A 14,500-nucleotide genomic window follows, 5' to 3' on the forward strand; every position below is an offset into this window, starting at 1 on the left:
TCCGTCGTCCGGCGTCGAGTCCTCATCCCGACCACGCACCGGCCACCCGTCAGGTTCAAGGCGTCCGCCGTGCAATGTGCGACCCGGTTGAACCGAAGCGGAGTCCGGAGCGTGGTCGAAGCAAGGTACGAGCAGGAAGGAGGTGGCCGTGGCCGACATCACCTCGGACTTCGCCATCGACTACGGGATGCTCCACGAGGTTCAGTCGAAGCTCCGTGACATGGCGTCCCAGGCGGGAGCGGGTGCCGGCGAGGGCTCCTACCAGAGCCTGGGCGACGCGAAGTCCAGCGAGCGCCGCAGGATCCTCGGGAACGCGAATCTGTCGGCGGAGTTCAACTACTTCTACTCCTTCTCGAAGAGGCGCCAGGGAAAGGCCAAGGACGGCCTGAACGAACTGGCCGACCTCTTCAAGAGCGTCTCCGACGTGTTCTTCGACGCCGACTCCCAGATCAGCGGCAGCGCCGGGGTCATGGGCAAGTCGATCGGGCTGGAGGACTGGAAGAACAAGAAGGAGGCCTACGACGACTGGGTGCAGGACAAGAAGGAGTGGGACGACTTCCTGAAGAGCATCGGTGCTTCCGACTACTTCGAGAAGAACCCGGACGCGAGCATCCGCATGGTCTGCACCGCCGATGACGCACCGGGCTGGTGCCAGGGGTGGCTCACTGCGGACGACCCGCCGTTGAAGCCCGGCGACGCGCCGCCCAAGCCGCCGGACACCCCGCCGACCCACTACCACTCCGAGACGACGACCGGCTCCGTCGACGTCGATCTGGTCCTCGACAAGGACAACAACGTCATCACGGAGACGTCCACCGTCAAGACCAACGGGCAGACGTTCACCACGTCCACCACCTACGAGCAGGGCGCGCCGAAGATGGTGGACCCGCCCGGCGACGGCAAGCCGTACGACACCCGCGACTACACGGTGACCACCACCGGCGGCGACGGCAAGACCAGCACCTCGACGGTCGTGATCAACGACGACGGCTCCGGGACGATGAAGGTCGTCCAGGACGACGAGACCACCCAGTACACGCGCTCGGGCCCCACCGCCGAGTGGGAGGAGGTCGTCGAGGAGGAGGACGACTCGTACACCTACTACGGCTGACCGCGCACCGCGGATCCGCCGGCAGCACCTACCGAAGCTCCGACCGACAGAGGGAGAACCACTCGTGGTAGCCAACATCCGCCTTTCCTACTCCGAGATCGACCGGGTGGCCGGGATGCTCAACACCAGCGTCGACGTCACCCTGGTGCCCCGGATGACGGAGGCCAAGAAGGAGGTGGACAGTCTGCTGTCCACCTTCCTCGTCCTGGAGAAGAGCAGCCCCGCACTCCAGCAGCAGTACGAGAAGTTCAACACCGCCCTGACGCAGGCGACGGAGTCCATCAAGGGCTACGCCAAGCAGTTCCAGGCGATCAAGGAGTCGGTCCAGGGCATGGACGCCGACCTGGCCGAGAAGGTCAACAGCAGCGGCAACTGACCGTGCCTGGGACGTGTCCGACCAACCATTGCCGCCCGCCCGGCGGGAATGGTCGGACACGGCCCAGCGCCTCGTACGACGCAGGGACACTCAACAGAAGGGGCTGTCAGGATGCCTGTCGGCAATGACGATGTCGTATTCGACTACGACGAGATCTTCAGCGGCTGTACCACCATGGGCAACAAGCTCACGGACATATCGAACGAGCTGACCTCGCTGGAGGGGACCGTCAGCGGTCTGCTCCAGAACGGCCTGGTCTTCGAGAAGGCGAGCCCCGTCATGCGGGACGCCTACAACGAGTTCAGCAAGCAGATGAAGACCTCCGCGGCCAACATCGCCTCGTACGCGGACAACTTCAAGAAGATCGCCGAGTCGATGGGGCAGTCCGACTCGCAGATCGTCGAGGAGATCAAGAAGGCGCAGGCCGAGGCCGCCGCGCAGAAGTGACGCTCCCCGGGTGAGACGTACGGCGAAGGGCCGGGCCAGGTGGCCCGGCCCTTCGAAAACCGACGCGGTCCTCAGGCGTCCAGGACCGTCAGCGGCACCTGTACGGCGATGGCGTTGCCGTTCTCGCCCGCCGTCCAGCCGCGTCCGGCCCCCAGCTGTGTACGGATCTGGTCGCCGGAGATGCGGGACCCGATGAGGTCGCCCTCGCCGGGGCTCTTGGGGCCGAGGAGCAGCCCGCGCCGGGCCCGGCGGGCCGTACCCACCCAGCCCAGCGAGTGCATCGACTCCGGCAGGCCGGCCAGCAGCAGGCCCTGCATGTGGTCCCGCCCGGACGTGGCCACCTGCCGCAGGGTGCGGTCGGCGTCCGCCGCCAGCAGCAGGTCCGCGTCGTCCACGACCACCACCACCGGCTGTCCCGCGACGGCGTTCAGCGCCTCGGTGAGCGCCTCGTTCGAGGGGTCCGCCTCGCGGAACACGTGGGCCAGGTCGTGCGCGGCGAGGCGGCGCAGCTGCGACTCGCGTGGGGTGATCACGATCAGTCGGGTGCCGCCGAGCAGCAGGGAGACCGCCATCGCGGCGAGCGCGGTGCTGCGGCCGGTGCGCGGCGGACCGGCGACGACGAAGGAGCCGCCGCCCTCCTGGAAGTCGTAGCCGATCGGTCCGACCGCGTCGCCGCCCACGCCCATCAGCGCCCAGAGCGGGCGCAGTCGGGCCTTGGGGACCTGGTCGACGGCTTCCTGGAAGCCGATCAGGGTGGGCATCTCGCCGATCTTGAACGGCCGCTTCTGCTCCGGCACTTCGCTCTCCCGCGCCCATGCCTGCTTACCGATGGCGCGCAGCGCGTCACCCTGGTCGGGCCGCTCGGGCGAGACGGTCGGCAGCAGCGCGATCTGCGCCTCGATGCCGCCCGGGGCGTGCCAGCCGCGGCCCGGTGCCACGTGGGAGGGGACCCGGTCCCGGCCCATGCCGACGACGTTGTAGTCGCTGGGGTCGGTCTGCCGGAGCACGAGGCGCTTGTCGTTGTGCGCGGCCAGACGGCCCCCGAGCAGGACGCGCTCGGAGGTGGCGATGACGTGGATGCCCGCCGCGACGCCCTCGCGGAGCAGCCGTACCACGTCGGAGTAGACCCGCCCGCCGTCGTAGTCGTCGAGGAGCTGGCTCAGCGCGTCCCAGCCGTCGATGAAGAGGACCAGGTGCGCGGGGCGCCTGGCCGCGGAGAGTTTGGCGCGCAGTTCGTTGATGCCCGCGCAGTCGTGCTGGGAGAGTAGCCGCTGACGAATCGTCAACTCCGCGACCAGGCGGTTGATCAGCCGCTCCATCCGCTCGGTGTCGTGGCGGGAGACCACGCCCCCGCAGTGCGGCAGGGCCTCCAGCGCCGCGAGGCCGCCACCGGCCGCGTCGATCGCGTACATGTGCAGGTCACTGCTGTCGATGCACAGCGCGGTGGAGCCGGCGATGGTGCGCAGCACCTGGGTGCGGCCCGAGCGCGGGGCGCCGATGACGTAGAGGTGCCCGAAGGCGGACCACTGGATGGCGCCGAGGCGCCGCTGCTGGAGCGAGGGGATGTCGAGGAGTGCGTACGGGACCGCCGGGAGCTCGCCCTCCGCGGGCTCCGGGGGTGCGGGCAGCTCCTCCAGGGCGATGTGCTCGTCCAGGGGCGGCAGCCAGGGCCTGGGCTGCCGGGTGAAGTCCTCCAGCCGCTCAGTGGCCTCGATCAGGCTGTCGACCAGGGCCTTCAGGTCGGTGGGGAGCTCCTCCGGGGCGGGTCCCGGCATGGCGTCCGGGTCGTCGTCGGGGTGTTCGGGCAGGGCCGGGGGCCGGCCCAGGCGCTGCCAGGTCAGTTCGGAACTCCGGATCGGCCGGAGCGGACGGTCGGGGACGGCCGCCGGGTCGGGGGCGGCGCCTCCGCGCTCGGCGCCCACGTAGGCCGTCTGGAAGGGCACCGGGGCGGCCGAACCGCGCCGGACCAGGGCCCGGCCGGGGTGGTTCGCCGAGATGCCGGCGGCGTCCGGGGCGTCGATGATGTCCTGGCTCTCGGAGCGGTCGGTGACCCGCAGGGAGATCCGCAGGTTGGTGTTGGCGCGGATCTCGTTGCTCACCGATCCGCCGGGCCGCTGGGTGGCGAGGACCAGGTGCAGGCCCAGCGAACGGCCGCGCTGCGCCAGGCTGATCAAGCCGGGTACGAACTCGGGGAGTTCGCGCACCACGGTGGCGAACTCGTCGATGATGATGAGCAGGCGGGGCAGCGCGGGAAGCCTCGGGTCACGGGACCGCTTGGCCCGGTACTCCGTGTGGTCCTTGGCCTCCACCTCGTTGAGCAGGATCTCCCGGCGCCGCAGCTCGGCGTCGAGCGAGGCCAGGGCCCGGCGGACCAGGTGCCCGTCCAGGTCGGTGATCATGCCGAGGGTGTGCGGCAGCCGGTCGCATTCGCGGAAGGCGCTGCCGCCCTTGTAGTCGACCAGGACGAAGGCGAGTTCGTCGGGCCGGTTGCCGGCGGCCAGCGAGGCGATCATGGTCTGGAGCAGCTCGGACTTGCCGGAGCCGGTGGTGCCGCCGATCAGGCCGTGCGGCCCGTCGCGGACCAGGTCGATGGTGAGCGGGCCGTCGTATCCGGAGCCCACCACGAAGGAGCTGGTGGCGGGCCGGCGGGCCCACGCCCGGACGAAGGCGGCCGGGTCCGGTGGCTCGTGGCCGATCAGCGGCAGCAGCTGGACGTCCTCCGGCAGCCCGGAGTCGCTGTCGACGGTGACGTCGCGCAGCGGCGCGAGGGCACGCCCGACCTCCTCGCACCACTCTGCGTCGACCTGGTCGGCCCGGACGTCCTCCACGGCCGGCACGCCGGAGGTACGGACGGTCAGCCGGTTGCCGGTGGTGGTGACGACGGCCGTGCACTCCTCGGGGAGCAGCCGCTCGCGCTCGTCGACGCAGAGGCTGAACACCCGGGCGGCAGGCCCGGCGGTGAGCAGGTGGACCACGCCCGGGACGTCGCGGAGCCGGCGTGCACCGTCCAGGACGACCATGATGTCGGGTTCCCGCTGGAGCGAGCGGCTCAGGGCGGAGGTGTTGTTGTCCGAGCGGTTCTGGATCTCGCCGATCAGCTCGTTCACCCGGTGCGCGGTGCTCTCCGGGTCATTGCCGAGGCTGACGACCGCGGCGCCGGGACGGGTGGAGCGCAGGTGCGGGAGCCAGCGCACCCAGTTCCATGCCTCCGCGTGCTCGCGGTCGGTGAGGACGACGATCCGCAGGTCGCGGGGGCTGTGCAGGACGGCCGCCTGGGCGACGGCCCAGGCGGCCAGGGTGCGCGGCGCGGCGCCGGGACCGCTGATGCCGACGACCCCGTGTTCGGCCAGTTCGATGCCGAAGGGAGCGTCGGCGATCCGCCAGTGCACCTGGCGGTGGTTGGCGTCCCGGGCGCCGTCGTCGATGCGTTTGAGCGAGGGCCGGGTCAGGGTGCCGACGCGCAGGGTGAGGTGGTCGGGGTCGCGGCGCCGCCGCTGCCACAGCCCCTTGCCGGGCCCGGAGGCGGTGAGCAGCACGGAGGCCGGGTCGGGGAAGGTGTCGGCCCGCAGCTTCCGCTCGTCGATGGTCGCCTGCCGCATCTCCAGCTCCGTCCAGGAGCGGCGGACCAGGTAGATCCGGAGGTTCTCCTCGTACTGCTTGCGGCCGGTGCGCCGGCCGGAGACCCAGTTGCCGACGGCCATCAGCGGCGTCAGCAGGATGAAGACGACGAAGTAGAGGCTGCGGAAGAGGAACATCATGACCAGGCCCATGACCAGCGGCGAGATCATCATCAGGAACGGGAAGGGCCGCTTGGTGTTGTCGGCGGGCGGGCCCTGCATGGACATCGACTCGGTGTCCAGGTGCGGGACGATCCGCGGCGGCCGGTTGTACTCGATGCCCACGCCGTCGGCGGCCCGGTTCACGGCCGCGTCCGCCTCGAACGGCGGGCTCAGGCGCAGCAGGTGGTCGCCGAAGGAGAGGTCGGCGTACGGGGGCCACTCGACGGAGCCGTCGTCCGGCACCGGCAGCTTCCCGACGGGAGGGGGCGGCGGCGGGACGGGGTGGCCGTCGGGGCCCGGCGGTGCGGGCTCCGGCGTGTGACCGCCGGGGCCGCCGTCCTGCGGACCGGCGGGCTCCTCGGTGGTGAGCGGGGTGCCGGTGGTCGGGTCGACCGGCGGGGGCGGGGTGAGGCTGCGCAGCCCGCAGTCGGCGTCCGCGCCGGGGCCGAGCCGCAGGGTCACCCGCCCGTCGGTGCCCACGGTGATCCAGGTGCCCTGGGCGGGCGCTCCGCCGCCGTCGAGGCGGAGTACGCAGCCGCGGTCGGTACCGGCCTCGTGGTCACCGGGGCCGAGCCGCCAGACCCGGCCCGCGCCGGGGCCGCCGACGTGACGGATCTCGACGAGGGCCGGGTCGGACGCGGGCGGTCGCCATGCCTCGGAGGCCCCTGCCGGGGAGGGCACCGGGATGCCGAGGCCGACCACCGAGCCCTCGCGCAGTCCGCTGCCCCGGACGGGGAGGTCCGGGTGGAGCGGACTGCTCCCCAGGTACAGCTCGCGGGCTCCCAGGGCCTCGCCGAGGGAGGCGAGGTCGGCGCCCTCGGGGAGGTCGAGCATGTGGTCCGCGCGGTGGCCCCGGGCGTCGACGGTGGAGAGGGTGAGTCTCACGGCACTCCTAAGGGTTGTCCCGCACTTCGTGGTGGATCAGTCCGCGGCGTCGGATGTGGTGCATCGCACGGCGGAGGGGCGTCCGCATACGGGATGTACGGGGACGTTCCGGCAACGCGGCGAGGTGCCGTAGCTGTCGTCGCGCACCCGCCGGGAAGCGCGGGACAGCCCTTGGCGGTGGCTTTCAGCGGTGTCGTGGGGGCGGGGCGGCGGGCACCCCGGCATCCGGATCGGGCTCGTCACCGGGCTCCCCGCCCGGCCCGTTCCGTGCGCGGCCGCCCGGTCCGGGAGATTCCGCCGGTCCGTGGGGCCCGTCCGGTCCGCCGGGGCCGCCGACCAGCCCGGACCAGCCTCCCGGGTCGGGGTCGGAGCCGGCCCAGATGACGGGCGGTTCCGGGCCGTCGGCGCCGGGCTCCGGGGGGCGCCGAGACCCGCCGGGCGCGAGTTCCGGTGCCGGCGCGAGTTCCGGTGCCAACGCGGGTTCCGGTGCGGGCACGGGAGGGTGCGCGGGTTCCGGGCCGGGGCCTGTCGGAGTCCCGGGCGACAGGTGCGCCGCCGGGCCGGCGGCGGCCTGCGTCCCCGGCTGCGGGGCGGGCCGAAGGGTGGGCCGCGATTCGGGCAGCGAGGGGGGCAGCGGGACGTCGGCCGGGACGGGGGTGGACCCGGCCGACGCCCCGCCGGTCTTCGGCACGGCGCGCCGCTTCTCCCGGGCGGCGGGGGCGGCGGTCGGCACACCCTCGTCCGGGTCGGACTCGGTCAGCACCGCGGCGACGGCCTCGTCCTCCTCCTCGAAGAGCGGCCGTACCCCGTCCGCCGAGGGGGCGGGCGGATGCACCGGCGGAATCCGCTTCAGGGTGCGGGAGACCGCGCGCGGCAGGGCGTGCGCCAGCAGCAGCAACGGCGTTCCGGGGAGCGAGAGCTGCCCGTACCGGTCGGCGTGGAGCCGCCGTACGTACCCGCGTCCGGAGCCCAGGACGAGCACCCGCAGCGCCGGGACCGCTTCCGGGGGCCCCGCCATCTCGGGCGGCAGCGGGTCCGGCAGCTCGCGCGCCGCCAGGAACGGCGGCGTTCCCAGCCGGGGCGGGATGTCCCGGGCCCTGCGGTACGCCTCGCGCACCGGTTCGCCCGGGAAGCCGCGCAGCACGCCTTCGGCCACCACCGTCTGCCCGGCCGGCAGCCGCCGGCCCACCTGGGCCGCGAGAGTGGGCAGCAGAGCCGCGCGGGCCCGCTCGTCCCCGTCGAGTGCCAGGGTCGGCGGTCCGGTCGCCAGGTCCAGGAAGGCACACCGGCCGGCGGACCCGTCCTCGGCACCGATCGCCACCACGACGGGCCGGTTCAGCCCCGCCTCCGGCACCACGGCGGGGAGGTCCGACCGCAGGGCCGTCCAGCGCACCGGATGGTTCTCGTCGGCCTCTTCGACCCAGGGTTCCGGCGCCCGGGGGACCCCCCGCCCGGCCAGCAGGACGGTGACCGCCCCGTCGTCGACGAGGACCGCGTACGGCACGGCGGGCGCGGCCGCGAGCCGCGCCGCGGCGAGGGCCCGTTCGGCGTCGTGCCAGCTGTCGGGAGAGCGGAGCCGCCGCACCAGGGTGCGCAGCACCCGGCGGTAGCGCAGCCAGGCCCGCGCCGGGGAGGCGAACGCCGCGCCGGTGAGGGCGATCTCGCGCGCCACACGGCGGCCGGCCGTCTTCCAGCCGCCCAGCTTCATGGCGAAGTGCCGGACCAGCAGGAACAGCAGGAGGGCCACGCACACCACGACGATCCACCGGATGATGCCGTCCCGGTGGTCGGAGATCCAGCGGACCGGGTCGACGCCGTTCACGCGGCCAGCTCTCTGCGCAGGGCCCGCAGGGCGTAGTGCGTACGGGACTTGACCGTTCCCGGGGGTATCCCTATCTCGCGGGCGGTCTCGTCCCGGGGCCGGTCGCAGAGGTGGACGCGCACGACCACCTCGCGGTGCTCCTGCGACAGCCGGGCCAGCGCCTTGCGCACCACGTGCCGGTCGACCACCCGCTCCGCCAGGTCGCACTCTCCGGGGCGGCTCAGCAGCTGCTGCGGCAACGCGCCCACGGGCACGGCGCGGTCGCGCCGGTGCATGTCGATGGCCAGGTTGCGGGCCACCGTGTACAGCCAGGCGAGCAGCCGCTCGTCGTCGTCGGCCGGCACGGTGGCCGGCGGCCGGTTCCAGGCGCGCAGGAGGGTCTCCTGGACGATGTCCTCGGCCCGGTAGGGGTCTTGGGTGAGCCGGTTCGCGAACCTCATGAGCAGCGCCCGGTGGCGCTCGGCCGAGGCAGGACGAGAGGACGAATCTGATGTGCCGTGAGCATCAATCACTGTTTCGCTCCACATCGCCCGGGGGCGGAGAATCAAGGGCACGGGGGAATGCCCTTTCATGTTCTTTCTGTTCACGGTGACGTTCAGTCAACGTAGATCTTAAGACGGCCGTTGATGCTCAGTAAAAGCTCAGAAGATTGCGGATCTCGAAACTCGCTGCTACAAACCCGCGTTAGGGTGGCGTCCCGGGCCGACCCCCGGCCGGCGGACATCCCGACAGCGGGGGACCGATCCGCTCATGCCCGCTCCGCGACCGTCGACTGGAGCCAAGCACGCCATGAACTCGCAGTCCGAGAACTCCAAGCAGCCCCTGGAATCCCGGAAGTCCCTGGACGCGCCGTCGCCGGCCGGGCCGGACTTCGCCGACACCTTCCGCCGCCGACGGGTCCGCGGGCCCCGGGGCATGGCCCCCGGACGCCGCGTCTGGATCACCCTGGGATGGACGGCCGCGGCGGTGGCGGTGCCACTCGCGCTCACCGCCGCGCTCGCCGGTGACGGCGCCGGAGCCGGCGACCTCGGCGACAGCCAGGAAGCGGCGGCCGCCCGCGCACTCCCGCCGCCCCCGGCCCTCGTCCTCTCCCCCACCCCGAAGGCGTCTCCCACCCCGACGGCCTCCCCCACCCCGAAGGTCTCCCCCACCCCGAAGGCGGCGCCGCTGCCCGCCGCCCCCGCGCAGGCCTACCAGCCCGCGCTGCCGGCCGCGCCCGCCGCGCCCGCCGCACCCTCCCCGCAGAAGACGGTGGCCGCCACCCCGAAGCCGTCCACGGCCGCACCCAAGGCCGCCCTCGCCTCCGTGCCGGAGACCGCGGCCGTGACCGTGTCGCGCCTCGCGGCCCGGCAGCCCGGTCGGCACATCTGCTACCGCGCCTACGTCGAGGGCCGCGGCTGGCAGAGCGTGGTGTGCGACGGCGGTACGACCGGCATCACGGGAAAGAAGATCAAGGCCCTCAACATCGCGGTGTCCGGTACGAAGGGCACCGCCGGCAACGCCTTCGTACACAACGACGAGTGGAAGACGCCCTGGAACGGTGTGGCCGACGGCAACGACAACTACATCGGCAGCACGGCCAAGAACTACCCCTACATGCTCGGCTTCGTCATCAACGTCGGTGACGGCGCGGTCTGCCAGACCGCCCGGGTGCGCTCGGGCTGGGGCGGCCTCGCCTGCGACAAGCCGCTCGGGCAGGCCGGCGGCAACTACATATTCGGCGGCACCCTGAACAACGACTCCTGGCTGGAAGCCGTCCGTTTCACGGTGTGAGGTCAGGGTGCGCGGGGCCGCCGGTGCGAGTACGGCGGCCCCGCGTCCCCGTCAGGCGCCCCGGGACGCCCGTACCACCGCGTCCACCAGGCGCGCGTTCTCCGGTGCCTCACCGCCCGGGTAGGCGTACCGGCGGCGGGTGTACCCGTACGCGATGCCCTGCTCCGGGTCGGCGAACGCCTGCGAGCCGGCCGCGCCGGAGTGGCCGAACGCGCTGTCGCTCAGGGCGGGGTGCTGGCCCGAAGTCCGCCGGAAGCCGAGCCCGAAGGCGTCCTGTGCGCCCGTCACCAGGTCGGTCCCGGGCCAGGAGAGGCGCGCGAACTCGGCTGCGGTGCCCGGTGTCAGCAGCGGGGCCGCGCCGTCCACCCCGGACACGGCCGCCGCGTACATCCGGGCGAGCCCGCGTGCGGACCCCACGCCCCCCGCCGACGCCGAGCCGAGCGCGCGCACCACCGGAAGGTTGCCCCAACCGGCGAGGTCGGTGGGGAGGTTGAAGGCGGCGGCGAACACGCCCTCCGGGTCCGGCGGGAAGGCGGTCAGCGTCGCGGCCTGCTCCGGGGTCGGCGCCATCGGCAGGATCGGCACAAAACGCGGTTCGAGGGCCTCGGGCAGGCCGAGGTAGAGCTCCACTCCGTACGGCGCCCTGACCCGCTCCTCGTACAGCTCCTGGATCGGCCGGCCGGTGGCCCGCCGCACCACCTCGCCGGTCAGCGCGCCGATCACCACGGCGTGGTAGCCGTACGCGGTGCCCGGCTTCCAGAACGGCTCCTGCCGCACGAGGCGTTCGGCCACCAGACGGTCGTCGGCCAGCTCCTCGTCGGTGAACCGGGGTCTCGCGCCGACCAGACCGCTGCGGTGCGCCAGCAGCTCCCGGAGGGTCAGCGTGTCCGTGCCGTTGGCGGCGAACCCCGGCCAGTACGAGGCGACCGTGCGGTCCAGATCGAGGGTTCCGTCCTGCACCAGCAACGCCACGACCAGGTGCGCCGCCCCCTTGGTGGACGAGAAGACGGGGAGCAGCGAGGTCGCCCCGATGCCTTCACCCGCCCACAGGTCCACCACGGTGCGGCCTCGCAGACGCACGGAGAGCTGGGAACCCGGCTCGGTGGTGTCCTCGGCGAGCACCTCCCCGAAGGTGTCGCGTACGCCCTCGAAGCCCGGTGCGACGGTGCCGTGCACAGTGATGCCGTGCGTCATGCGATGGCCCCTGAGGTCGGCCGCCCCGCCCGGTCGTGGCGGGCCGCGTTCAGCCTCTCCCGGGCGCCGCGAGAGGTAAAGGAGTCCTTCCGGCCCCGTGCTCCCCGGGGCCGCCCCCGCACCCTCACTGTTCCAGCCCCTCCCGCTCCTCCAGCCTCTCCAGCCCTTCCGCCAGCATTTCCGCCAGGTGCTTCGCCCGTACGCCCGCCAGCTGCTCCAGTTGGGTACGGCAGGAGAAGCCGTCCGCCAGGATCTCCGTACCGGGGGCGGCCGACCGTACGGCGGGCAGCAGCTGCTCCTCCGCGCAGGCCACCGAGACGTCCCAGTGGCCCTTTTCGAAGCCGAAGTTGCCCGCGAGGCCGCAGCATCCGCCGGACAACTCGCCGGTCAGAGCTGCCCGTTCCCGCAACCGGCGGTCCGCCGCGTCGCCGAGGACGGCATGCTGGTGGCAGTGGGTCTGGCCGGTCACCGCACGGTCCAGCCGGGGCGGCTCCCAGCCGGGGGCGTACTCCTCCAGGTACTCGGCCAAGGTCCGCACCGACGAGCCGAGTTCGGCCGCCCGCGGGTCGTCGGGGAGGAGTTCGGGGAGGTCGCTCCGGAGGGCGGCGGCGCAGCTCGGTTCGAGGACGACGACGGGCTCACCGAGTGAGGCTCCCATCCGGTCCAGGGTGCGCCGCATGACCGTACGGGCGCGGTCGAGCCGGCCCGTGGAGACGTAGGTCAGTCCGCAGCACAGCCCCGCCCCCGGGAGGCGCACGGTCCGGCCGCCTGCCTCCGCCGCGGATTCCAGGACGCGCACCGCCGCGCGCCCCACCTGCGGGGAGAGGTACGTGGTGAAGGTGTCCGGCCACAGCAGGACCGGACCGGCGGCAGCATCGACCGCCCCGGACCCCGCACCGGACCGGCCCCGCCGCTCCGCCGACCACCGGGTGAAGGTCTCCCGCGCCAGCACCGGGACCGGGCGCTCCGGGGCGATGCCCGCCAGCCGTTTGGCGAGCGCGGCGAGCGGGCGCACCCGGGCGAGGGCGTTCAGCGCGGGGGCGAAGGGGGCGGCGAGGCGCAGCCAGCGGGGCAGCGAGCCCATCGCGTAATGCGCGGCGGGGCGCAGCCGGCCCCGGTAGTGGTGGTGGAGGAACTCCGCCTTGTACGTGGCCATGTCGACGCCGACCGGGCAGTCGCTGCGGCAGCCCTTGCAGGAGAGGCAGAGGTCGAGCGCGTCGCGGACCTCCGTCGAGCGCCAGCCGTCGGTGACGATCTCGCCCGCGAGCATCTCGTGCAGCAGCCGGGCCCGGCCGCGCGTGGAGTGCCGCTCCTCGCCGGTGGCGCGGAAAGAGGGGCACATGACGCCCGCGCCGGGCGCCGCCGTCGTACGGCACTTGGCGACGCCCACGCAGCGGCTGACGGCCGCCGTGAAGTCGCCGCCGTCCTCGGGGTATCCGAAGGCGACGTCGACCGGGCGGCGGGGCAGGACGTCGAAGCGGAGGTTGGTGTCGAGCGGGTCGGGGCGGACCAGCATGCCGGGGTTCATCCCACCGTCCGGGTCCCACAAGTCCTTGAAATCGGCGAAGAGGCGGACGAGTTCGTCGCCGTACATGAGCGGGAGGAGCTCGGCGCGGGCCTGTCCGTCGCCGTGTTCGCCGCTGAGCGATCCGCCGTGGGCGACGACGAGGCGTGCCTGGTCCTCGGAGAAGCGGCGGAAGCGGGTGATGCCGTCCGGGGTGCGCAGGTCGAAGTCGACGCGGACGTGGATGCAGCCGTCGCCGAAGTGGCCGTAGGGGGTTCCGCGCAGGCCGTGGGCGGCGAGCAGGGCGCGGAACTCGCGCAGGTACGCACCGAGGCGGGCGGGCGGTACCGCGCAGTCCTCCCAGCCGGGCCACGCCTCGGTGCCGTCGGGCATCCGGGTGGCGGTTCCGGCGGCGTCCTCGCGGACGCGCCACAGGGCGCGTTGTCCGACGGGGTCGGTGACGACGGCCGCGTCGAGCGCGTCGGCGGCGCGGACGATCCGGGTGGCCCGGTCGCGCGCCTCGGCAGGGGTGGCGCCGCCGGTCTCCACGAAGAGCCAGGCACCGCCGCGCGGCAGCCCGGCGGACCCGCGGGCGAGTCCGGCGGCTCCACGGGCGCTCCCGGCGGGCTCGCGGACGAGGTCGGCGGCCATGCCCTCGACGGTGAGCGGCCCGTACGGCAGGAGCCCGGCGGCTGCTTCGGCGGCGGCCGGCTCGTCCGCGTACCCGAGGACCGCGAGGGCGCGGGCGGGGGGCGACTCGACCAGCCGGACGGTGGCCTCGGTGACGACGGCGAGGGTGCCTTCGCTGCCGCAGAAGGCGCGGGCGAGGTCGGGGCCGCCGGGGTGTTCGGGGAGCAGGGCGTCGAGCGCGTACCCGGAGATGCGGCGCGGGAGGTCCGGGAAGCCGGTGCGGAGCGGGGCGAGGTGGCGGTCGACGAACTCCCGCAGCCCCGCCGGGGCTCCCCCGGCACCGGCAGGCCCCCAGCCGCGGCCGAGGCGCAGGGTGCCGCCGCCGTAGCGGGCGACGGTGAGGGCGTGGACGTTGTCGGCGGTGGTGCCCCAGGCGACGGAGTGCGCGCCGCAGGAGTTGTTGCCGATCATGCCGCCGAGGGTGCAGCGGCCGTGCGTGGAGGGGTCGGGGCCGAAGGTCAGTCCGTGCGGTGCGGCGGCGGCCCGCAGATCGTCCAGGACGAGACCGGGCTGGACGACGGCCGTCCGGGACCCGGGGTCCAGTGCCACGAGGGCGTTCAGGTGCCGGGTGAGGTCGAGGACGATGCCGGTGCCGGTCGCCTGGCCCGCGATGGAGGTGCCGCCGCCGCGCGGTACGACGGGTACTCCGTGGGCGCGGCAGACGGCGAGGGCGGCGGTGACGTCGTCGGCGTCGCGCGGGGCGACGACTCCGAGGGGGACCCGCCGGTAGTTGGAGGCGTCCATGGTGGTGAGCGCCCGGGAGGTCACGTCGAAGGAGGTCTCCCCCCGGACCTCGGAGCGGAGGTCCCGGGCCAGGGCGTCGCTGGGGGCGTGCGGTTCGGCCATGGCACCAGCATGCCGGGCGGGGGCGTGCACTCTTCGGACAACACCGCCCGCACAGTCACATACGCAACACGGA

General features: G+C 73.5%; 9 protein-coding genes. 4 read left to right on the top strand and 5 right to left on the bottom strand.

The window, feature by feature from the left end; genetic code table 11:
- Positions 1-148: 148 nt before the first annotated feature.
- The 3 genes from ACFYPN_RS11515 (at position 149) to ACFYPN_RS11525 (ending at position 1,934) form a co-directional block, all read left to right on the top strand.
- A complete protein-coding gene (locus ACFYPN_RS11515; RefSeq protein ID WP_358762500.1) occupies positions 149-1,111 on the top strand; it encodes a serine/arginine repetitive matrix protein 2 in 963 nt (320 codons plus the stop codon).
- A gap of 64 nt (positions 1,112-1,175) precedes the next feature.
- Positions 1,176-1,487, top strand: a complete 312-nt coding sequence (locus ACFYPN_RS11520; protein WP_266712148.1) for a hypothetical protein — start codon at positions 1,176-1,178, stop codon at positions 1,485-1,487.
- A 111-nt stretch (positions 1,488-1,598) separates the two neighbouring features.
- Positions 1,599-1,934 (top strand): hypothetical protein, encoded by a 336-nt coding sequence (locus ACFYPN_RS11525; protein WP_266712146.1) that lies wholly within the window; start codon positions 1,599-1,601, stop codon positions 1,932-1,934.
- Between the two features lie 71 nt (positions 1,935-2,005).
- On the opposite strand, the gene ACFYPN_RS11530 is transcribed toward ACFYPN_RS11525, so the two are convergent.
- The 3 genes from ACFYPN_RS11530 to ACFYPN_RS11540 form a co-directional block, all read right to left on the bottom strand.
- A complete protein-coding gene (locus tag ACFYPN_RS11530) occupies positions 2,006-6,598 on the bottom strand; it encodes an FtsK/SpoIIIE domain-containing protein (protein ID WP_389297814.1) in 4,593 nt (1,530 codons plus the stop codon).
- Positions 6,599-6,782: 184 nt separating this feature from the next.
- Positions 6,783-8,420, bottom strand: a complete 1,638-nt coding sequence (locus tag ACFYPN_RS11535; protein ID WP_389297816.1) for a hypothetical protein — start codon at positions 8,418-8,420, stop codon at positions 6,783-6,785.
- Positions 8,417-8,947 carry a sigma-70 family RNA polymerase sigma factor gene (locus ACFYPN_RS11540; RefSeq protein ID WP_389297933.1) on the bottom strand — a complete coding sequence of 177 codons (531 nt, stop codon included), beginning with the start codon at positions 8,945-8,947 and terminating at the stop codon, positions 8,417-8,419. Before ACFYPN_RS11540 ends, ACFYPN_RS11535 begins: the two co-directional genes overlap by 4 nt.
- A 262-nt stretch (positions 8,948-9,209) precedes the next feature.
- Here ACFYPN_RS11540 and ACFYPN_RS11545 point away from each other — a divergent pair, with 262 nt between their 5' ends.
- Positions 9,210-10,193, top strand: coding sequence for a hypothetical protein (locus ACFYPN_RS11545; protein ID WP_358762508.1), 984 nt, complete (start codon positions 9,210-9,212; stop codon positions 10,191-10,193).
- Between the two features lie 51 nt (positions 10,194-10,244).
- Here ACFYPN_RS11545 and ACFYPN_RS11550 read toward each other — a convergent pair whose 3' ends face one another.
- On the bottom strand, positions 10,245-11,387 hold the full coding sequence (locus ACFYPN_RS11550; protein ID WP_358762510.1) for a serine hydrolase domain-containing protein: 1,143 nt from the start codon (positions 11,385-11,387) through the stop codon (positions 10,245-10,247).
- A 124-nt stretch (positions 11,388-11,511) separates the two neighbouring features.
- Positions 11,512-14,427 (bottom strand): FAD-binding and (Fe-S)-binding domain-containing protein, encoded by a 2,916-nt coding sequence (locus ACFYPN_RS11555; RefSeq protein WP_358762512.1) that lies wholly within the window; start codon positions 14,425-14,427, stop codon positions 11,512-11,514.
- Between the last annotated feature and the right edge of the window lie 73 nt (positions 14,428-14,500).

The sequence above is a fragment of the Streptomyces sp. NPDC005576 genome, assembly GCF_042871745.1.
Classification (GTDB): Bacteria; Actinomycetota; Actinomycetes; order Streptomycetales; family Streptomycetaceae; genus Streptomyces.

Excerpts from the sequence above, each read along its gene's own strand:
- ACFYPN_RS11525 (WP_266712146.1), top strand. The coding sequence starts at position 1,599 with ATGCCTGTCGGCAATGACGATGTCGTATTCGACTACGACGAGATCTTC.
- ACFYPN_RS11540 (WP_389297933.1), bottom strand. The coding sequence starts at position 8,947 with ATGTGGAGCGAAACAGTGATTGATGCTCACGGCACATCAGATTCGTCC.
- ACFYPN_RS11545 (WP_358762508.1), top strand. The coding sequence starts at position 9,210 with ATGAACTCGCAGTCCGAGAACTCCAAGCAGCCCCTGGAATCCCGGAAG.
- ACFYPN_RS11550 (WP_358762510.1), bottom strand. The coding sequence starts at position 11,387 with ATGACGCACGGCATCACTGTGCACGGCACCGTCGCACCGGGCTTCGAG.
- ACFYPN_RS11555 (WP_358762512.1), bottom strand. The coding sequence starts at position 14,427 with ATGGCCGAACCGCACGCCCCCAGCGACGCCCTGGCCCGGGACCTCCGC.